General features: G+C 57.8%; 17 protein-coding genes. 7 read left to right on the top strand and 10 right to left on the bottom strand.

Translation table 11 applies throughout. The annotated features are described in order from the left end of the window. Positions 1 to 33 precede the first annotated feature (33 nt). Positions 34 to 381, bottom strand: coding sequence for an HNH nuclease YajD (gene yajD / locus ACJBF3_RS04305; RefSeq protein ID WP_003857471.1), 348 nt, complete (start codon positions 379 to 381; stop codon positions 34 to 36). 178 nt (positions 382 to 559) lie between these two features. On the opposite strand from yajD, the gene ACJBF3_RS04300 reads away from it, so the two are divergent. Together ACJBF3_RS04300 and ACJBF3_RS04295 are read left to right on the top strand one after the other, a co-directional pair. Then, positions 560 to 1,585 carry an LLM class flavin-dependent oxidoreductase gene (locus ACJBF3_RS04300; RefSeq protein WP_045329089.1) on the top strand — a complete coding sequence of 342 codons (1,026 nt, stop codon included), beginning with the start codon at positions 560 to 562 and terminating at the stop codon, positions 1,583 to 1,585. A 28-nt stretch (positions 1,586 to 1,613) separates the two neighbouring features. Beyond that, positions 1,614 to 2,561, top strand: a complete 948-nt coding sequence (locus tag ACJBF3_RS04295) for a zinc-dependent alcohol dehydrogenase family protein (RefSeq protein ID WP_045329088.1) — start codon at positions 1,614 to 1,616, stop codon at positions 2,559 to 2,561. Between the two features lie 3 nt (positions 2,562 to 2,564). Here ACJBF3_RS04295 and ACJBF3_RS04290 read toward each other — a convergent pair whose 3' ends face one another. Further along, entirely contained in the window at positions 2,565 to 3,599 is a 1,035-nt protein-coding gene (locus ACJBF3_RS04290; RefSeq protein ID WP_045329087.1) for an AI-2E family transporter, read from the bottom strand. Between the two features lie 422 nt (positions 3,600 to 4,021). Between ACJBF3_RS04290 and mdtJ the strand changes: the two genes are divergently transcribed. The 3 genes from mdtJ to ACJBF3_RS04275 all read left to right on the top strand — a co-directional run bounded on the left by mdtJ (position 4,022) and on the right by ACJBF3_RS04275 (position 6,947). Continuing rightward, positions 4,022 to 4,384 carry a multidrug/spermidine efflux SMR transporter subunit MdtJ gene (gene mdtJ, locus ACJBF3_RS04285; RefSeq protein ID WP_045329086.1) on the top strand — a complete coding sequence of 121 codons (363 nt, stop codon included), beginning with the start codon at positions 4,022 to 4,024 and terminating at the stop codon, positions 4,382 to 4,384. After that, positions 4,371 to 4,700 (top strand): multidrug/spermidine efflux SMR transporter subunit MdtI, encoded by a 330-nt coding sequence (gene mdtI / locus ACJBF3_RS04280; protein WP_045329085.1) that lies wholly within the window; start codon positions 4,371 to 4,373, stop codon positions 4,698 to 4,700. Before mdtJ ends, mdtI begins: the two co-directional genes overlap by 14 nt. A gap of 84 nt (positions 4,701 to 4,784) precedes the next feature. Then, positions 4,785 to 6,947 carry a bifunctional diguanylate cyclase/phosphodiesterase gene (locus tag ACJBF3_RS04275; RefSeq protein WP_045329084.1) on the top strand — a complete coding sequence of 721 codons (2,163 nt, stop codon included), beginning with the start codon at positions 4,785 to 4,787 and terminating at the stop codon, positions 6,945 to 6,947. A gap of 1 nt (position 6,948) precedes the next feature. Here the strand turns inward: ACJBF3_RS04275 and ACJBF3_RS04270 are convergent, their stop codons facing one another. The 8 genes from ACJBF3_RS04270 to puuD form a co-directional block, all read right to left on the bottom strand. Beyond that, entirely contained in the window at positions 6,949 to 7,770 is an 822-nt protein-coding gene (locus ACJBF3_RS04270) for a serine protease (protein WP_045329083.1), read from the bottom strand. A 278-nt stretch (positions 7,771 to 8,048) separates the two neighbouring features. Further along, positions 8,049 to 8,519: an acid resistance repetitive basic protein Asr gene (asr, locus tag ACJBF3_RS04265; protein WP_045329082.1), complete on the bottom strand. Its 471-nt coding sequence runs from the start codon at positions 8,517 to 8,519 to the stop codon at positions 8,049 to 8,051. A 396-nt stretch (positions 8,520 to 8,915) separates the two neighbouring features. Then, entirely contained in the window at positions 8,916 to 10,403 is a 1,488-nt protein-coding gene (locus ACJBF3_RS04260) for a carboxypeptidase M32 (RefSeq protein WP_045329081.1), read from the bottom strand. Between the two features lie 123 nt (positions 10,404 to 10,526). Continuing rightward, positions 10,527 to 11,798: a 4-aminobutyrate transaminase gene (gene puuE / locus ACJBF3_RS04255; protein WP_045329080.1), complete on the bottom strand. Its 1,272-nt coding sequence runs from the start codon at positions 11,796 to 11,798 to the stop codon at positions 10,527 to 10,529. Between the two features lie 25 nt (positions 11,799 to 11,823). Beyond that, the gene (locus tag ACJBF3_RS04250; protein WP_045329079.1) at positions 11,824 to 13,104 is read right to left on the bottom strand and encodes an FAD-binding oxidoreductase; all 1,281 of its coding nucleotides are present in this window, start codon (positions 13,102 to 13,104) and stop codon (positions 11,824 to 11,826) included. Further along, the gene (puuC, locus tag ACJBF3_RS04245; protein WP_045329078.1) at positions 13,101 to 14,594 is read right to left on the bottom strand and encodes an aldehyde dehydrogenase PuuC; all 1,494 of its coding nucleotides are present in this window, start codon (positions 14,592 to 14,594) and stop codon (positions 13,101 to 13,103) included. The genes ACJBF3_RS04250 and puuC overlap by 4 nt, the downstream gene beginning before the upstream one ends. A 157-nt stretch (positions 14,595 to 14,751) precedes the next feature. Next, entirely contained in the window at positions 14,752 to 15,309 is a 558-nt protein-coding gene (gene puuR / locus ACJBF3_RS04240) for an HTH-type transcriptional regulator PuuR (RefSeq protein ID WP_013096835.1), read from the bottom strand. A 25-nt stretch (positions 15,310 to 15,334) separates the two neighbouring features. Further along, entirely contained in the window at positions 15,335 to 16,099 is a 765-nt protein-coding gene (gene puuD, locus ACJBF3_RS04235) for a gamma-glutamyl-gamma-aminobutyrate hydrolase (protein WP_045329134.1), read from the bottom strand. Between the two features lie 213 nt (positions 16,100 to 16,312). Here puuD and ACJBF3_RS04230 point away from each other — a divergent pair, with 213 nt between their 5' ends. Continuing rightward, complete coding sequence (locus ACJBF3_RS04230; RefSeq protein WP_032640513.1) at positions 16,313 to 17,731, top strand: glutamine synthetase family protein; 1,419 nt, start codon at positions 16,313 to 16,315, stop codon at positions 17,729 to 17,731. Between the two features lie 356 nt (positions 17,732 to 18,087). After that, a complete protein-coding gene (locus ACJBF3_RS04225) occupies positions 18,088 to 19,479 on the top strand; it encodes an APC family permease (RefSeq protein WP_045329076.1) in 1,392 nt (463 codons plus the stop codon). Positions 19,480 to 19,523: the final 44 nt, after the last annotated feature.

The following is a 19,523-nucleotide window of genomic DNA, read 5'->3' as shown; positions in this document are numbered from 1 at the left end:
CCGCCCATACCGCAGGTACGGGCGGTGAAAAAATTATTTCTTCTTATCCATCATCGCCTTTAAATCGGCAAACGGGTTAAACGTGGCGACGCCCACGTCTTTTTGCGCGTCTTCCCCGGCCACCACGGTGGTGCCGTATTGATCCGCTTCGGTGTATTTCGAATGTTCGTGATCGTGGCAGAACAGGCACAGCAGCTCCCAGTTGCTGCCATCTTCCGGGTTATTGGTGTGGTCGTGATCGATATGGTGAACCGTGAGTTCACGCAGGTTGGAATAGACAAACTCGCGCGAGCAGCGTCCGCACACCCAGGGATAGATTTTTAATGCTTTTTCGCGATAGCCGCTTTCCAGCCGCGCGTAGTTTTTGGGGATCAAAGCCATTGCCGGTTTTACCTGCCATGAAAAGAGTGGGGAAGAGTATATCCCATTATGGAACGTAATGACGAACCCCTCAATTCAGTCAATTTATTTGAATCATTCCGTTAAATAAACGCCATTTATTCTCCGCAGGTAATGCGTAGAGTAGTGAGTACGCAACGCATTATCAGGACACATTGTTATGAAAAAGATCGGTTTTTTATCCTTTGGTCACTGGACGCCGTCACCGCAGTCCGGCACGCGCTCGGCGGCAGACACGCTGCTGCAGTCCATCGATTTAGCCGTAGCGGCTGAAGAGCTGGGGGCAGACGGCGCCTATTTCCGCGTGCACCACTTTGCCCGACAGCTTAGCTCGCCGTTCCCGCTGCTGGCCGCCGTCGGGGCAAAAACGAAAACCATCGAAATCGGTACGGGCGTGATTGATATGCGTTATGAAAATCCGATGTACATGGCCGAGGATGCGGGCGCGGCGGATCTGATTTCCGGCGGTCGGCTGCAGCTTGGCATCAGCCGGGGCTCTCCGGAGCAGGTCATTGATGGCTGGCGTCATTTCGGCTATGCCCCGCAGGAAGGGGAAACCGAATCGGATATGGCGCGCCGCCATACCGAGGTGCTGCTTGAGGTGCTGCGCGGGGAAGGGTTTGCCAAACCGAACCCGCAGCCGATGTTCCCGAATCCGCCGGGGCTGCTGCGCCTGGAGCCGTATTCAGAAGGGCTACGCGAGCGTATCTGGTGGGGCGCGGGTTCAAATGCGACGGCCGTATGGGCGGCAACGCTGGGAATGAACCTGCAAAGCTCAACCCTGAAAGACGATGAAACCGGTGAGCCGTTCCATATTCAGCAGGCAAAGCAGATCCGCGCGTACCGTCAGGCCTGGAAAGAGGCAGGGCATACGCGTCAGCCGCGCGTCTCGGTCAGCCGCAGTATTTTTGCGCTGATGGACGACCGCGACCGGATGTATTTCGGTGTCAGCCGCAACGACAGCGACAGCGTAGGTTATCTTGATGAGAAAACGCGCGCGATCTTCGGCCGTAGCTACGCCGCAGAGCCGGACAAGCTGGTAGAACAGCTGAAAAAGGACGAGGCGATTGCCGAAGCGGATACCTTACTGCTGACCGTGCCGAATCAGCTGGGCGTGGATTATAATGCGCACGTGATTGAGTCCATCCTCAAGCATGTCGCACCGGCAATGGGCTGGCGCGATTAAGTCATCCGCCGTCAGCCGTGAGATCGTAATGGAAAATCTGGCCCTCTGGTATCGCCGTTTTGGCGAGCCAGAATCTGTACTGCAACCTGAAACCGCGCCGCTGGGCGCGCTTGCGCCGGGCCAGCTCCGCGTGCGGATGCTGTTTGCGCCGGTGAACGCGTCCGATCTTATTCCCATTACCGGAGCCTATCGCCACCGAACCCCGTTACCGGCGGTCGCGGGGTATGAAGGTGTCGGCGCTGTCACCGAGGCACCCGCCTCGTTTAAGCATCTGGTGGGCAGGCGCGTCCTGCCGCTGCGCGGTCAGGGCACCTGGCAGCGCTATGTTGACTGCCCGGCAGAGTATGCCATCCCCGTACCGGACAATCTTGACGCGCACCTTGCCGCGCGGGCCTATATCAACCCGCTGGCGGCGCAGATGATGCTGACCCGCTATCCGCCTCGTGGAAAGCGGGTGCTGCTCACGGCTGCCGGATCGGATTGCGCCATTCTGCTCGGGCAGTGGGCGCGTCAGGCGGGGGCGGAAGCCGTGTACGGCATTCACCGTTCCGCCGTTCACGCCGAGCGGCTGGAGGCGATAGGCATCATTCCCGTCGCGCAGCACGACGCGCAGCGGATTAGCGTCGTCGCCGCGCGTGTTAACGTCGTCTACGACGCCACCGGCGGGCCGCTCGCGGAGGCGATCTTAAGCGTGATGCCCGAGCAGGGCATGTTTGTTTGCTACGGGCTGCTGTCCGGGCAAACGTTCAGACAGCAACGGCCCGCGCCGCGCGTGGCATGGTTTCATATCCGAAACGGGCTCGATGCGCTCAGCGCTGAGGCGTGGCGCGCGGAGTTTGACCGCATCTGGCTTCATTTGCCCAACAGTGAATACAGCGACGTCACGGTGTATCCCCTGGCGGAATGGCAGAGGGCGATTGGCCGGTATCGTGAAGGAGGAAGGACCCGCAAGCCCCTCCTGTCGATGGCGGACTGACCGCTATTGATGGCTCATATCGCTCAGCAGCACGGCGATACTTTGCCCGCCCGCGGTCTGTTCCAGGCCAATCTTGACGATGATGGTCAGCGGGACGGAGAGCAGCATCCCAACGGGACCGAGCAGCCAGCCCCAGAAAATCAGGGATAAAAAGACCACCAGCGTGGAGAGTCCCAGCCCACGTCCCATCATCCGTGGCTCAAGAATGTTACCGAACACCAGGTTGATGACCAGGTATCCGGCCAGCAGGACCAGCGAATCGTAAAGCCCGCTGAAAACCAGCACCTGAAGGATAGGGGGGATTGCCGCCAGCACGGATCCGATATTGGGAATGTAGTTGAGCGCAAACGCCAGCAGTCCCCAGACAAACGCAAAGCGCACGTCCAGCGCCAGCAGCATCACCCAGACGACGCCGCCCGTGACCAGGCTAATGGCCGTTTTCAGCACCAGATAGCGGGAGACGCTGTCCAGCGCGCGTTGAATCGCCCCCATCCCCTCAACCGGCCGGACCATTATCTGCTGCAGTTTTGCCGGCAGCTGCGGCACCTCCAGCAGCATGAACACTACCGTTAAAAACAGCAGAAAGATGGAGGTCATGGCATTGGAGAGCTGCGCCAGCAGGCTGGTGACGATCGTCATCGCCGCGTTGGGGTCGATATATTTCAGGAGTTCCTCAACCGAGACTTCAATACCCGCGCGCTGTAGCCAGGGTTCCAGCTGCAGCAGGGGGACCGCCAGCGAAGAGCGGTATTTCGGTAGCGTTCGCGCCAGCTCATTGAGCGAGGTCCCCAGATAGGCCACCAGCAGCACCATCGCCACAATGATGATGCTGATAAGCATCGCGATCGCCAGCACGCGCGGGATGCGTAGCCGCGTCATGCGCTGTACCAGCGGGTTAAGGATCACCGCAATAAACAGGGCCAGAATAAACGGCACAATAATGTCGGCGGCAAAACGCACGCCCGTCAGTATGATCACCAGCATGCCCAGCATGATGACAATTTTTAACCCGTTCAGGGTAATAATGGGTTTAGCCATGGTGACTCCAGAATTTTCTTTATATTTATAATAAAGGTGAAAGGCGTTGCAATAAACTAACCAAAATCAAACGGGATGGGTAAAGAATTGCAAAGACTTTGAGTAAAATCCTGACTTATGGTACAAATCTGGTGTGTTTAACTACCGAGGACAATTTTCATCCGCAAAGACGAGAAGCAACAACGCGGATAATTGTAATTTTATGGACAATATGTTCAGGACGTACTCTTCAAACAATACCGCAGTATACTCAACCTCTTTCTGCCTGCTTTCTGGTGAGCAACACTGGCGCACCGCACTATAGTTATCTCTTCTGCCTGAGCTGGCGCTACGCGCTTAGCTGTCTGATTTCAATTCGTATTTTTTGGGTTTGCTGCACGCAGTGAGCCACGATGGATTATATTCTCAAGCAGGAGAAAAACATGTTTTACTGGATCCTATTAGCGTTAGCAATTATCGCTGAAATTACCGGCACGCTGTCTATGAAGTGGGCAAGCATCAGCGATGGCAACACCGGTTTTATTTTAATGCTGGTGATGATTTCGCTTTCTTATATTTTCCTCTCGTTCGCGGTGAAAAAAATTGCGCTGGGCGTGGCGTATGCACTGTGGGAAGGGATCGGTATTTTGTTGATTACGCTGTTCAGCGTGCTGATATTTGACGAAACATTAACAACAATGAAAGTCGCCGGATTAACGACGCTGGTCGCGGGTATTGTGCTGATTAAATCCGGTACCCGGAAGCCTGGCAAACAGCAGAAGGAGCAGAACCATGCAACAGTTTGAGTGGATTCATGCGGCCTGGCTGGGGCTCGCTATCGTGCTGGAAATTCTGGCGAACGTTCTGCTGAAATTCTCCGATGGTTTTCGCCGTAAACTCTACGGCCTGCTGTCGATTGCCGCGGTTCTGGGGGCGTTCAGCGCCCTGTCCCAGGCGGTAAAAGGGATCGATCTTTCGGTCGCCTATGCGCTGTGGGGCGGTTTTGGTATCGCCGCCACGCTGGCCGCAGGCTGGGTGCTCTTCGGTCAGCGTTTAAATAACAAGGGCTGGATTGGGCTGATACTGCTGCTTGCCGGTATGATTATGATAAAACTTGCCTGACCCTCATAAAGCCATCCTTTCCAGGCAGCGAAATTCGCTGCCTGTATTACGCTTAGAAAAACAGAACATTGAAGAGGATGGCTGATGTATCGCACATTAAGCTGGCGCAATATTCCCAATGCGAGAACGTTGTTTGCCATGGTCTTCATGGCGGGCATCGGCTTAATCGTCTCCATCGTCGCACTCCTCTATCTTTCCCTGCATCTTATCAGCACCAAAACCAATGAAATTGATGAACACCGCACGGCGCTTTCCGTGCAGGGCGCCATTCAGACATCGGTTAACCGCGTCTCCTCGCTGGTGCTGGATAACGCCGTCTGGGACGATGCGGTGCGGGAGGTCTACCGTCCCGCGCTGGATACCGACTGGCTGTACAACACCTGGGGCGCCGGATTTAAAATCAATAATCTCTACGACGGCACCTTCGTGCTGGATGAACATTTCAACGTGATCTGGGGATCGTTTCAAAGCAGACCCTTTACCGAAACCAATCTCGACTTTTTTGGCAAAGGCCTTAAGGCGCTTATTGCCCAGCACGGACGAGCGCTCGCGGGTGAAAAAAATATCTATGCGGGGATCAGCCAGACGCGAAGCGGCATCGCCTTTGTCGGCATTGGGCTGATTCGCCCGATGATAGGCAGGTTACAGGTCCGCGACGAAACGCGGCGCTATCTGGTGATCACCCGTCATCTGAACGCCAGAATCTTATCCGACCTGGGGGCGACCTTTCAGATCGATAACCTTCACTTTACGCCGGAAAAAATTAACGCGCTGAGCATGCCGCTGCGCAGTTCGGCAGGGGAGCTGCTGGGCTATCTTAACTGGCAGGCACGGCTTCCGGGGGCGCAGGCTGCCCGGGCGGCATCCTCCGATATCACGCAAATTGTTGTGCTGGCATCCGCCCTGATCCTGCTTTTTATTCTGGTGAGCAGCGTGGGGCTGTACAAGCTTGCGCGCGGCGAAAGCCAGGCGCGTCTGGTGGCAAGAACGGACTGGCTGAGCCATCTGCCGAACCGACGCGCGCTTATCGAGACGCTCGATCGGGTGCGTTTACGCGGTGATGTCGACGTCAAAAGCGTGGTGTTTATCGATCTGGACGGTTTTAAAGATGTGAATGATATCTATGGCCACAGCGTGGGCGATGACCTCATCGTGGCGATAGCGAAAACGCTCAATGAACGCGTGCCGCCGGGCGGGATGCTGGCGCGCATGGGCGGGGATGAGTTCGCCATGACCATCGGCGGTGATGATGCAGAGGCTCAGGCTAACGCCTTTGCCGTTTCCGTACTGGATTATCTCGCCACCCCGGTTCAGCTCGGGGAACGGACAATCCATATCGGTGCCAGCATCGGTATCGCCAGCGGAACGCTGACGGAATGCAGCAGTTCCGAACTGTTTCGCCGCGCCGATATTGCTATGTATCACGCAAAAATGAGCGGGAAAGGGCGCATCACCCACTACGACGCGGAGCTAAACAGCGCCCGGGAACGCAAGCTGGCGATTGAAAACCAGATCCGCAGCGGTCTGGAACGCGATGAGTTTGAGGTCTGGTATCAGCCTATTATTGACGCCCGCAGTCAGGCCATGAGCAGCGTCGAAGCGCTGGTCCGCTGGCCGCGTCGTCCCGAAGGACCGCTTGACCCGGACACCTTTATCGCCATTGCGGAGACCAGCGGACTGATTGATAAACTGGGCCAGTTTGTGCTGCAGCGGGCCTGCCGGGATCTCCAGCCGTACGGTGAATTAAAGCTCTCCGTGAATATCTCCCCCGCGCAGTTCCGCGATCCTGCCTTCGAAGAAAAAGTGGCCAGCGTGCTGGAAAGCACCCGTTTTCCGGCCCACCGGCTGCAGCTTGAGGTCACGGAGTCGTATGTTCTGGAAAATCCGGAGCGCGCCCGCATGGCGATAGCCAATCTTAAAGGGCTGGGCACCGCGGTGGCGCTGGACGACTTTGGCACCGGCTATTCCAGCATTGGCTATTTGCGGCGTTTTAACTTCGACACCATCAAGATCGATAAATCCCTGGCCGGGCTGGTGGACAACGATGAACAGGCGGCCGCGCTGGTGAGCGGCACGGTGCGGATCGCCAACGCGCTTGGGATGTCGGTGGTAGCAGAAGGGGTGGAGACCGAGAAGCAAATGAAACTGCTGCGGCTGGCTGGCTGCGATCAACTGCAGGGTTTTTGGTTCAGCCAGCCGATGCCGATTGAGTCAATCAGGGCGTTACGGAAGGTCCGACGCTGCTGATTCACTGCTGCGCCAGCGCTTCCAGCTGGTCACGGAAGCCGGTAACGGACAGGGCCCGGTTATCCGCGCGCCACCGGTCTTTTGCCGCCGGCGCAGAACTCTGGACACCAATCAGCTGCCAGCCGCTATCGGTTTTGAGCATCAGCGGCGAACCACTGTCACCCGGCAGCGTATCGCACTGGTGCGAGAGAACGCTGGTTTGCGCCCAGCCCGTCACAATACAGTCGGTGTGCGTATAAAGCGTATCCAGGTGATCGACAGGATAGCCTGACTGCGTCACCTTTCGGTCGGCGGCTTTCAGCGCGGCCGTAAGCGCGGCTTTGTCACCGTCAAATAGCGGCAGCGGCGTAATGCCGGAAGGCGGGTAGCGTAAAACGATCAGGCCGAAATCCCACGAGGCGGCCGCCGGCGGCACTATCCAGCCGTCGCCGTCCGGTTTCAGGCGTTTACCGAGAGACGGATCGACCCGTCCTTCAATACCGTGAATTTCATAGCGCCAGGTCCCTTTTTGCGACACAAACCGCAGGGCAACCGCTTTATCCGGCTTGCCGTTCGGGGGCGTTAACAGACAGTGGCCTGCCGTCAGGGCAAGCTGCGGGGTGATCAGCGTCGCGGTACACAGGTTACCGCTGGCGGTTTCCAGTTGACCTATGGCATCCCAGGGCGCCTGGGTGGGGTCGGTAACGCGGGTACGATCGTCATGACCGAAAAAAAGCGTCTTTAGCTCTTTCGCGCTAATGGTGCCATCACCGCCATCATCCGCATGTGAGAATCCAGAAAAAAGACCAAACGTTCCCAGTAACAACACAACAGATTTACGCATATCACACTCTGGTGGGGGTAATTATGATTATTAAAAGTGAACCCTATGAAAATACTATAGACGGGACAGCGCTAAAGTGGGAGTAAAATCAGCGTGCTACATTCAGGAAAGATAAAAATGGCTGGCGATGAGCGCGCATAAAATAAGCAGGATCAGAATCAGCTCAAACCGATAGCGTCGCAGCATACGCCCTCCGGATAAAAAAACGGCGCGGAACCTGTTCCGGTTCAGCGCCGGTTTACCAACGTGCCCCGAAGGGCACGGTTTAGCCTGTACGCTTATGCAGCTGGCTGTGCAGCGGGTTTAGCAGCGTGATGTTTTACTGCTTTTTTGTGGTGCTTTTTAGCAGCCTGCGCTTTCTGCTCTACAGCCGGTTTAGCGGCTTTTTTGTGGTGGTGCTTTTTAGCAGCCTGTGCTTTCTGTTCTACAGCCGGTTTAGCGGCTTTTTTGTGGTGATGCTTTTTAGCAGCCTGTGCTTTCTGCTCTACAGCCGGTTTAGCGGCTTTTTTATGGTGCTTTTTGGCAGCCTGAGCTTTCTGCTCGGTTGGTGCTGCGGTTGCTGGTGCAGCGGCTTCTTTTTTCGCTGCAGCTTTGTGATGTTTCTTATGGTGAACCGCTTTTGCTGGCGCAGCGGTGGTGGTTGCAGCAGGTGCGGCAGCCGGTGCAGCAGTTGCGGTAGTGTCAGCAGCAAATGCAGCAGAAGACAGACCCATAGCAGCGGCAACAACCAGAGCTAATACTTTATTCATTCTCATACCCTCGAATTTGGTTTTTCATTTAACCCCACTGCGGGGCCGTTGAAATAACTATATGCCTGTAAATTCGAGGTTTCCGTGAGTGATTGGTATCGGCGTGTAACCATATGTACATCGCCTGGGTTCCCCACAAAATAATGCCAGCATGGATGACCCCCTCTCCCTTGAGGGAGAGGGCTGGGGTGAGGGGGAACATACGGCTGTGGTGGTCATTCCGTTCACTTTATGTTCCTTGCTACTCTGTAACGACCACACCGGTGAACGTGCCAGGGCGGCTCAGCGATTTACAGCCGGACCAGGGCATCGCTGAAAGCCTTTAGTCGTTCTGAAACAAGGTTATCGCTTCTGCTTAAAAAATTTACTGGCGGTTCCTCACTCCTGCCAAACAGGTTACAAATAGCGCGAGGTGAGATGTTCGCGGAAGTAACGAATATTCAGATCTTCGCCCGTCGCCTGGGTAATCAACTGCGACGTGCTGAAGCGGCTGCCGTGCTGCCAGATGTTCTGGCGCAGCCAGTCAAACAGCGCCGAAAAATCGCCTTGAGCGATGGAAGCCTGCAGGCCCGGCAGCGCCGTTTTCGCAGCATGGAACAGCTGCGCGGCATACATGGCGCCAAGCGTGTAGGACGGGAAGTAGCCAAAACCGCCGTCGGTCCAGTGGATATCCTGCATACAGCCGTTGCGGTAGTTATCTTTGGTCGATAACCCGAGCCAGGCCTGCATTTTCTCATCCCACAGGGCGGGAATATCGTCCACCTCAATCTCGCCGTTGATCAGCGCGCGCTCGATCTCATAGCGCAGCACCACGTGTGCCGGGTAGCTCACTTCGTCCGCATCGACGCGGATATAGCCCGGCTTCACGCGCTGGTTCCAGGCAATAAAGTTCTCTTCGCTGAACGCCGCCTGGCTGCCAAAGCGGGCGTGCACCGCAGGGAGGAGATGTCTGAGGAAGGCTTCACTGCGTCCCAGCTGCATCTCGAAGAACAGGCTCTGGGATTCGTGGATCGCGGTTGAGCGGGCGAGGGCAACAGGCTGCCCGGCCCACGCGCGCGGCAGGTTCTGCTCGTAGCGCGCGTGTCCGGTTTCGTGGATCACGCCAAACAGCGCGCTGAGCAGTTCATCCTCGTCATAGCGCGTGGTGATGCGCACGTCCTCCGGTACGCCGCCGCAAAACGGGTGCGCGCTCACGTCCAGGCGACCGCCGTTAAAATCGAAGCCGAGCATCTTCATGGCTTCCAGACCCAGCTCACGCTGGGTCGCCGTCGGGAAGGGGCCCTGCGGGGGAATAAAGGCGCGCTGGGCCTGTTTTTCCACCACGTTTGCCAGCAGGTCCGGCAGCCAGGATTTCATGTCGCCGAACAGGACGTCCAGACGCGCGCTGGTCATGTCGGGTTCAAAAATATCCAGCAGCGCGTCGTACGGCGTACAGCCTTTGGCTTCTGCCCGCAGGCGAGCTTCTTCGCGGCTGAGTTTAACCACCTCTTTCAGGTTGGCGGAAAAGCCCTGCCAGTCGTTGGCGGGGCGCTGCGTACGCCAGGCGTGTTCGCACCTGCTGCCCGCCAGCGATTTGGCCTCCACCAGCGATTCCGGCAGCAGGGTCGCCTGCTGGTAGTGGCGCGTCATTTCACGCAGGTTGGCCTGTTCGACGTCATTCAGATCTTCCCCTGCCGCCGCTGCTAACAGGTCGCCAACCTTTTTATCGGTTAGGATCTGGTGCTGCAGGACGCTCATTTCCGCCAGCGCCTCACCGCGCGCGGCGCTGCCGCCGGGCGGCATCATGGTGAACATGTCCCAGCTGGCGATGGAGGAGAGGTGAGAGAAGCGAGAAAGGCGCTGGAAGGTTTTCACAACTGACTGATAGGCTGATGATTTTTGCAATTCTTATTACCTCTTGCCGGGGATGTGTTTCAGTGAGCATACAATGAAACGGACCCAATTCCCCAACACTTCCTCCGTAGAAACCGTCTCCCGGACTTCCGGAAGACGGTTCTCAGTGGGCACTTAGGCCTTATCACGCATAACCTGTTGCAGGATCGCCAGCGCCTGGGTGAACTGGGCATCCGGAATGGTCAGCGGATAAAGGAAGCGGATCACGTTGCCGTACTGGCCGCAGATCAACAGCAGCAGGCCCTGGGCGAGCGCCTTTTGCTGGATAGCCTGCGCGATGGCGGCTGAAGGTTGACGGCTCTCGGGATCAAAAAACTCCGCCGCAATCATCGATCCTCTTCCCCTTATTGCCACGAGCGCGGGGAAGGTGCCCTGAATTTCCTCCAGCGTAGCGTTCAGCCGCTCGCCCAGAAGGCGGGCGCGGGCGCAGAGCGACTCGTTGTCGATAACATTCAGCACCGCGTGCGCGGCGGCCACCGCAAGCGGGTTGCCGGCATAGGTTCCCCCAAGACCGCCGGGAGCCGGCGCATCCATGATCTCGGCGCGGCCCACCACGCCGGACAGCGGCATTCCGCCCGCCAGGCTTTTAGCCATCGTCATCAGGTCGGGCTTGTCCGCGTAGTGTTCCATGGCAAACAGTTTACCCGTGCGGGCGAAGCCGCTCTGCACTTCGTCGGCAATCATCACGATCCCGTGCTCGTCACAGATCCGGCGGATGGCGGCCACCAGCTCTGGCGGAGCGACGTTGAACCCGCCTTCACCCTGAATGGGTTCAAAAATAATCGCCGCCACCTGTTTCGCCTCAATATCGGCTTTGAACAGGCGTTCAATCGCCGTGACGGCATCCTGCGTCGTGATGCCGTGCAGCTCGGAAGGATACGGCACGTGATAAACCGACCCCGGGAAGGGGCCAAATCCCAGCTTGTAAGGCGCGACCTTGCCGGTGAGCGCCATGGTCATATAGGTTCGGCCGTGAAAGCCGCCCCCGAAGGCAATCACGCCCGGTCTGCCGGTATGGGCCCGGGCGATTTTAATGGCGTTTTCCACCGCTTCCGCGCCCGTGGTGAAGAACGCCGTTTTGGCCGGGCCCTGCACCGGGGCCAGCTCGTTAAGCTTTTCAGCTAATGAAACGTAGCTTTCATACGGCACAATCTGGTAGGCCGAGTGGGTGAACTGGTGAAGCTGTTTTTCCACCGCGGCCACCAGTTCGGGATGACGATGGCCGGTATTCAGTACCGCGATCCCGGCGGCGAAATCAATATAGTCGTTGCCTTCCACGTCGGTAAGCGTGGCATTCTCCGCCGAGCGGGCAAAGAAATTACACATTACGCCTACGCCGCGCGGGGTGGCAGAAAGTCTGCGCTGATGAAATTCCTGGTTACTCATGTCATATACCCTTTTGTCGAAACGATCATACGCCAAGACGATCGCGCAGGCTGTAATACGCCGCGCCCATCGCCGTGAAGGGGATCCGCAGGCTGCGGCCGCCAGGGAAGGGGTAGTGCGGCAGGTTGGCAAACGCATCAAAGCGTTCGGCGTCACCGCGCAACAGTTCCGAGATCAGCCGTCCGGCCAGATGGGTGCAGGTCACGCCGTGGCCGCTGTAGCCCTGCATGTAATAGATGTTTTTATCCAGACGACCAAACTGCGGCATACGCGACAGGGTCAGCAGGAAGTTGCCCGTCCAGCGGTAGTCGATTTTGACGCCAGCCAGCTGAGGGAAGGTTTTCAGCAGCTTTGGCATCACCAGGCGCTCGACATCGTCCGGATCGCGCGCGCCGTACACTACGCCGCCGCCGTACAGCAGACGGTTGTCGGCGGTGAGACGGTAGTAGTCCAGCAGGTAGTTGCAATCTTCCACGCAGTAGTTATTGGGGATCAGCGTGCGGGCGACCTCTTCCGGCAGCGGGGCGGTGGTGACCACCTGCGTGCCGCAGGGCATGCTGCGTTTTGCCAGCTCCGGTTCGATTTTATCGCCCAGATAGGCATTCCCGGCGACGATGACATAGCGGGCCGTCACCTGGCCCCGTTGCGTACTGACCACGGCCGGGCTGGTGTGCTGAATGGCGGTCACCGGGGACTGTTCATACACCCGCCCGCCGTTCAGGCGAATGGCGTCCGCTTCGCCGATCGCCAGGTTCAGCGGATGAATGTGCCCCCCGCTGCGGTCCAGCAGCGCGCCGGTATAGCGTTCGCTGTCGACTTCCCGGCGGATGGCGCTGGCGTCCAGCAGCTCCAGCTGCGTGTTGCCGTAGCGTTCCCAGTTGGCTTTTTGCTCCTCCAGCGTCTCCAGCTGCTTATGGTTTAGCGCCACAAACAGCCCGCCGGGACGATAGTCGCACTGGATCTGATAGCGCTGGATACGCTCCCGGATAATTTCCCCGCCTTCAAACATCATGCTCCCGAGGGCTCTGGCGGCATCGGGGCCGTAGTTTTTCTCAATAACGTCGATATCGCGGCTGTAGGAGTTAACCAGCTGGCCGCCGTTGCGCCCGCTGGCGCCATAGCCGATGCGCGCCCCTTCAAGGAGCACCACGTCGTAGCCCATTTCGGCGAGATGCAGCGCGGAGGAGAGGCCGGTATAGCCGCCGCCCACCACGCACACGTCGCAGCTGATTGACTCGTTAAGCGTCGGGAAAGGTTCGTACGCGTTCGCGCTGGCCGCGTAGTAGCTGGTGGTATGTTCGGTCATGATTGAGGCTCCAGGGCAATCCAAATGGTTTTCAGTTCGGTGAATTTTTCGAGCGCGTGCAGGGACTTATCGCGACCGTTGCCGCTCTGCTTATAGCCGCCAAAGGGGACGGTCATATCCCCGTCGTTATAGTTATTGACGAAGACCGAGCCAGCCTTCAGGCGGCGGCTCATGCGGTGCGCGCGGGAGAGATCGCGGGTCCAGACCGCCGCGCCAAGCCCGTATTCACTGTCGTTGGCCAGCGTTAAGGCTTCCTCTTCGGTTTTAAAGCGGGTAACGACCAGCACCGGTCCGAAAATCTCTTCCCGGCACAGCGGGGAGGCGGGGTCGATGTCGACAAAAATGGTTGGGCCTACCGCGGAAGGCCAGGGGTGTTCCCGCCCGTCCAGCAGCAGCGTCCCTTTCCGGGTTCCCTCGCGAATAAACGTGTGGACGGTATCGGCGTGCGCAGCGTCGATGAGCATGCCCATCGTGCTGTCGGGGTCGAGCGGATCGCCCGGCTGCCAGTGACGGGCCTGCTCTTTGAGCCTTGCCAGAAAGTCATCGGCGATGCTGTCTTCGAGCAGCAGGCGGGTACCGGCGATACAGACTTGCCCCTGATTGTAAAAAATGCCGGCGGCGGTCGCGCTCACGGCCTTGTCCAGGTCAGGACAGTCGGCAAAGATAATGTTGGCGCTTTTGCCGCCAGCCTCCAGCCAGACGCGCTTCATGTTGCTTTCTCCGGCGTCCTTCAGCAGCTGCTTGCCGGTTCGGGTCGAGCCGGTAAACGTCAGCACCTCGACCTCTGGATGCAGCGCCAGCGCCTGGCCCGCTTCGTGGCCGTAACCGCTTATCACATTCAGCACGCCGTCCGGCAGGCCCGCTTCTTTCGCCAGCCCGGCCAGGCGCAGGGCGGTGAGGGGCGATTTCTCCGACGGCTTCAACACCACGCTATTGCCCGCGATCAGCGCCGGGCCCAGCTTCCAGCAGGCCAGCAGCAGCGGAAAGTTCCAGGGGACGATGGCGGCGACAACCCCGATCGGCTCGCGCACGATCATCGCCAGCTCGCCCGGCCCGGTAGGCGCCACTTCGCCGTAGACTTTATCCGCCGCTTCGGCGTACCAGCGGATGGCGCGCGTCGCGCCGGGAATATCGTCGCGCAGGCTGTGGCGGATGGGTTTACCGGTGTCCAGGGTTTCCAGCAAGGCCAGCTCTTCGCCGTGGCGTTCCATCAGATCGGCGAGCTTATTGAGCACGTATTTGCGCTGCGCCGGGGACGCCTGCGACCAGTCGCCGCGCTCGAATACCTCACGCGCGGCCTGAACCGCGCGGTCCACGTCCGCCTGCTTGCCCCGGGCTACGTGCGCCAGCGTCTTTTGGGTAGCGGGATTGACGGTATCAAACGTGGTATTATCGGCGGCGTCGCAATAGGCACCGTTAATAAATAATCGGGTCTCGATGGCGCTGTTTTTTGCTTTATCCTGCCAGTAAGTCAGGTGCTGAAAATGCATATTCACTCCTTTCTTTCGCAATCAGATAAATAAAGTCATGGCCGTTTCAGGCAATACGAAGCCGTAAGGCATCCCGGGAATTAACCCGTAAAATGCCGATATCGATCGTTTTTATGTGTCCCGGCGTAAGCGCGCTTACGCCGGGAACGAGTGGTGATTAGAACGTGGTGGGGGTGTGGGCACTGATAATGCGGCAGATGCCTGCCGAGGTATTGCTGAAGCTGTGCGGTATGCCGGTATTGATGGCATAGCTCTGCCCCGCAACCAGGTGATAAGGCTGGCCATTTATGGTCAACACTATTTCACCTTCCAGTATCGTACCGATCTCCTCACCCTGGTGTTTGATCCTCTCTCCGGTCGTGGTTCCAGGCTGGTAAGTTTCAAAAATCATCGCCAGCGTACGGTTCGGATTTCCGTTATGAACCAGCTTCATCGAAACCCCCTGACTGCCAATTTCGATAAGGTCTTCCTGATTAATAACCACCTGCGGTTCATCAGGTTTTTCCGGTTCCGAAAAGAATTCCGAGAGCGACAGCCCATAAACTTTCAGCAGCTTTTGCAGCGTACTGATGGCAGGACTGACTTTATCCTGCTCAATGGTGCTGATGGCACTGTGTGTTAACCCAGACAGTTCGGCGGCACGCCGCTGCGAGAGACCCAGCTGCTGGCGGATCTCAGACAGACGTTTCCCTGGCGCCAGTCCGTCATCGCTCATAGTTGCATTTCCTTTACGGTAGTGGTCAAAGCCGTTGCTTCTCGGCAATGTGGCTTTGACAGGCGGTGATAAAACCTTCAAACAACATACGGGACAGGGCGTACTCGCTGCTGTTCCATTCGGGGTGCCATTGCACGCCGAGGGCAAAAGGGTGGTCATGAACGCTGACCGCTTCGACCAGCCCGTCCGTCGAGCGGGCCTCCACGCGAAGCCGTGGTCCTAACGTCCGTGCACCTTGCCCGTGTAACGAGTTTACCCAAAATGTGTTACAGCCTGGTATTAATTGAGACAGCAGTCCTCCCTCCTGAACCTGAACTTCATGAGACGGGGCGTATTGTAGCTCAACCGGCAGCTCAGGATCTTCCCGGTGCTCAAGCAGGTCGTTCTGCTCGAACAGGCGGCGATACAGCGTCCCTCCCGTCGCAACAACCAGCTCCTGCAGCCCCCGGCAGATGGCGAAAATGGGGATGCGCCTTTCGAGCGCGGCGGCAATCAGCGCCATACTCAGAAGATCTCGCCCGGGATCGGCGTCAGGCTCATCGCCGTTTTCACCATAAAGGTGCGGCTGCACGTTACTTGGGCTGCCCGGCAGGTAAATTCCGTCCAGGGTGGGCAGCAGGGCAGCAAGGAGCTCTGGCTCTGCGAGCGCATGCGGTAGGGCAATTGGTAAGCCCCCCGCGTTTATAATGGCATTCAGGTACTTTTCTTGCAGGGTTTGGGTCTCATGACCCTTAAGCCTGTTTCTACACATCACCACGCCAATGACTGGCTTGTTCATTATATTTTCCATTATCGCTCTCACAAAGTGGACTAAATTTAGGCCATTTTCGCCTGCTAAACGGCCTTTTCGTTCAATATTTTCTCAATCTAGCAACGGGATCTGCCTTTTGCAAACTTAATTTAACATTTGACAAACAATTTATTTGCATACAGATTCGATAGGGTGGACATTATATTTGACGGTCCAGCGCAGCGAACACACATCCCAAAACGGTGGTAAATCATGGAAACCAATATCGTAGAAGTTGAGAACTTTGTGCAGCACACGGAAGAGAGGCGGGGCAGCGCCTTTACGCAGGAGGTGAAGCGCTATTTAGAAAAGTATCCTGACACCCAGTTTATTGATGTCCTCCTGACCGACCTCAACGGCTGTTTTCGCGGTAAACGCATCCCGGTTGCCGGACTGAGCAAGCTTGAAAAAGGCTGCTATTTCCCGGCATCGGTTTTCGCCATGGACATTTTGGGGAACGTCGTGGAAGAGGCGGGCCTGGGGCAGGAGCTCGGCGAGCCGGACTGCATCTGCGTGCCGGTGCCGGGTACCCTGACGCCGTCCGCCGCCGACCCGGAATACATTGGTCAGGTGCAGCTCACCATGGTCGATGAAGATGGCGCTCCCTTTGACGTTGAGCCGCGGAACGTACTCAACCGACTCTGGCAGCAGCTGCGCCAGCGCGGTCTGTTCCCCGTGGTAGCGGTAGAGCTGGAGTTCTATTTACTTGACCGTAAACGCGATGCCGACGGCTATCTGCAGCCACCCTGCGCGCCGGGCACCGACGTGCGCAACACGCAAAGTCAGGTCTACTCGGTTGATAATCTCAACCACTTTGCCGACGTGCTGAACGACATTGACGAACTGGCGCAGCTGCAGCTGATCCCCGCCGACGGCGCGGTGGCTGAGGCCTCCCCGGGCCAGTTTGAGATTAACCTGCACCACACGGAAAACGTGCTCGATGCCTGCGACGATGCGCTGGCGCTAAAACGTCTCGTCAGGCAGATGGCGGAAAAACATAAGATGCACGCCACGTTTATGGCAAAGCCGTATGAAGAGCATGCGGGCAGCGGGATGCATATCCACATCAGCATGCAGAACAACCGAGGCGAAAACGTGCTCGCAGACGCCAGCGGCGAGGATTCCGCGCTGCTGAAACGCGCGCTGGCCGGGATGATCGATCTGATGCCAGCCTCCATGGCGCTGCTGGCACCGAACGTTAACTCGTACCGCCGTTTCCAGCCGGGTATGTACGTGCCGACGCAGGCGTCATGGGGACACAATAATCGCACGGTTGCCCTGCGCATCCCCTGTGGCGATCGCCATAACCATCGGGTCGAGTACCGGGTGGCGGGCGCAGACGCGAACCCGTATCTGGTAATGGCGGCAATTTTTGCCGGTATTTTGCACGGGCTGGACAACGATTTACCGCTGCAGGAAGAGGTGGAAGGCAATGGTCTGGAGCAGGACGGCCTGCCGTTCCCGATTCGTCAGAGCGATGCGCTGTGGGAGTTTATGCAAAACGATAGCCTCCGAGAGCGTCTGGGCGAACGTTTCTGCCACGTCTATCACGCCTGCAAAAATGATGAATTACTGCAGTTTGAGCGCCTGATCACCGAAACTGAAATCGAGTGGATGTTGAAAAACGCCTGATGACGTGCCCCGGCAAGGGGCCGCTTTGTTACATCTTGTACGTATTACCATACGGCCTGCGCGGAGCCTGGCCGAACTGTTCGCTGGCACGCCAGCTATCTCCCGGGAGTCGCGTTATGGAGCGCAGGCGGCACAGGGATTTTCTTAACGACACTGTGTGACGAGGTAGGAAATGATGCAGATGTTCAACTATCCGCAGGGCGAAGGGGGCCAGTCTGGCGCCTGCTGTGAGTGCGAGCCAGAGACGGTGAGCTGGTACGATCGCGTGAGTTCTTTACAACTTCCCCCTTTGCTAAGCAGGTTTGCGTTAAGGTCAACGCGATTGCAAACCACGGTAAGCATGGGGGGGACGGTTTATGGCGACTAACACCTCTCTTGATTCGCCGCGCATGGCCGGAAGAACCCGGCTGCGCAGCTCCCTCAAGCTCTGGCAGGTGGTCATGATGGGGCTGGCTTACCTCACCCCGATGACCGTGTTTGATACCTTCGGCATTGTGTCCGGTATCAGCAATGGTCACGTGCCCGCCTCGTATCTCCTGGCGCTGGCTGGCGTCATGTTTACCGCCATCAGCTACGGCAAGCTGGTACGGCAGTTCCCGGAAGCGGGCTCCGCGTACACCTACACGCAGAAATCGATCGGACCTCACTTAGGCTTTATGGTTGGCTGGTCATCGCTGCTGGACTATCTCTTCCTGCCGATGATTAACGTGCTGCTGGCGAAAATCTACCTTTCCGCGCTGTTCCCTGACGTCCCGCCGTGGGTCTGGGTGGTGGGGTTTGTGACCATCCTGACGCTGGCGAACCTGAAGAGCGTGAATCTGGTCGCCAACTTTAACACCCTGTTTGTGCTGGTGCAGGTCGCGATCATGGTGGTGTTTGTCATCCTCGTGGTGCATGGCCTGCACAAGGGGGAGGGCGTCGGCACCGTCTGGTCGCTCCAGCCGTTTATCAGCGAGAACGCCCACCTGATCCCGATTATTACCGGCGCGACGATCGTCTGCTTCTCTTTCCTCGGCTTCGACGCGGTCACCACGCTGTCGGAAGAGACGCCAAACGCGGCGCGCGTGATCCCCAAAGCCATTTTCCTGACCGCACTGTACGGTGGGCTGATATTCATTGTTGCCTCGTTTTTCATGCAGCTCTTTTTCCCGACGATCGCGCGCTTCAAGAACCCGGACGCCGCGCTGCCGGAAATTGCGCTGTACGTGGGCGGCAAGCTCTTCCAGTCGGTGTTTCTTTGCACCACGTTTGTCAATACGCTTGCTTCAGGCCTGGCCTCGCACGCCAGCGTCTCACGCCTGCTTTACGTGATGGGGCGTGATAACGTCTTTCCGGAGCGGGTGTTTGGCTACGTGCATCCGAAATGGCGCACGCCGGCCCTGAACGTCATTATGGTAGGGATGGTTGCCCTGTCAGCCCTGTACTTTGACCTCGTAACCGCGACGGCGCTGATCAACTTCGGTGCGCTGGTGGCGTTTACGTTTGTTAACCTGTCGGTGTACAATCATTTCTGGCGGCGCCAGGGGCTGAACAAAACGTGGAAAGATCGGTTCCACTATCTTCTGCTGCCGCTCGTGGGTGCCGTCACGGTCGGCGTGCTGTGGATAAACCTCGAAGCGACCTCCCTGACGCTTGGCCTCATCTGGGCGGCTCTGGGGATCCTTTACCTGACATGGCTCACGCGCCGTTTCCGAAAACCGCCTCCGCAGTTTGAGGCCGGCAAGATAGAGCAGGCCTGGGACTCCTGAACGAGAAACGGCACCAGTTCGCTGGTGCCGTTTTTATGGATATC

The organism is Enterobacter sp. PP-008-ECC_S150 (assembly GCF_045257065.1).
GTDB lineage: Bacteria > Pseudomonadota > Gammaproteobacteria > Enterobacterales > Enterobacteriaceae > Enterobacter > Enterobacter chengduensis.
Note: the sequence above shows the minus strand (reverse complement) of the source record. Positions and strands in the feature narration are given on the sequence as shown.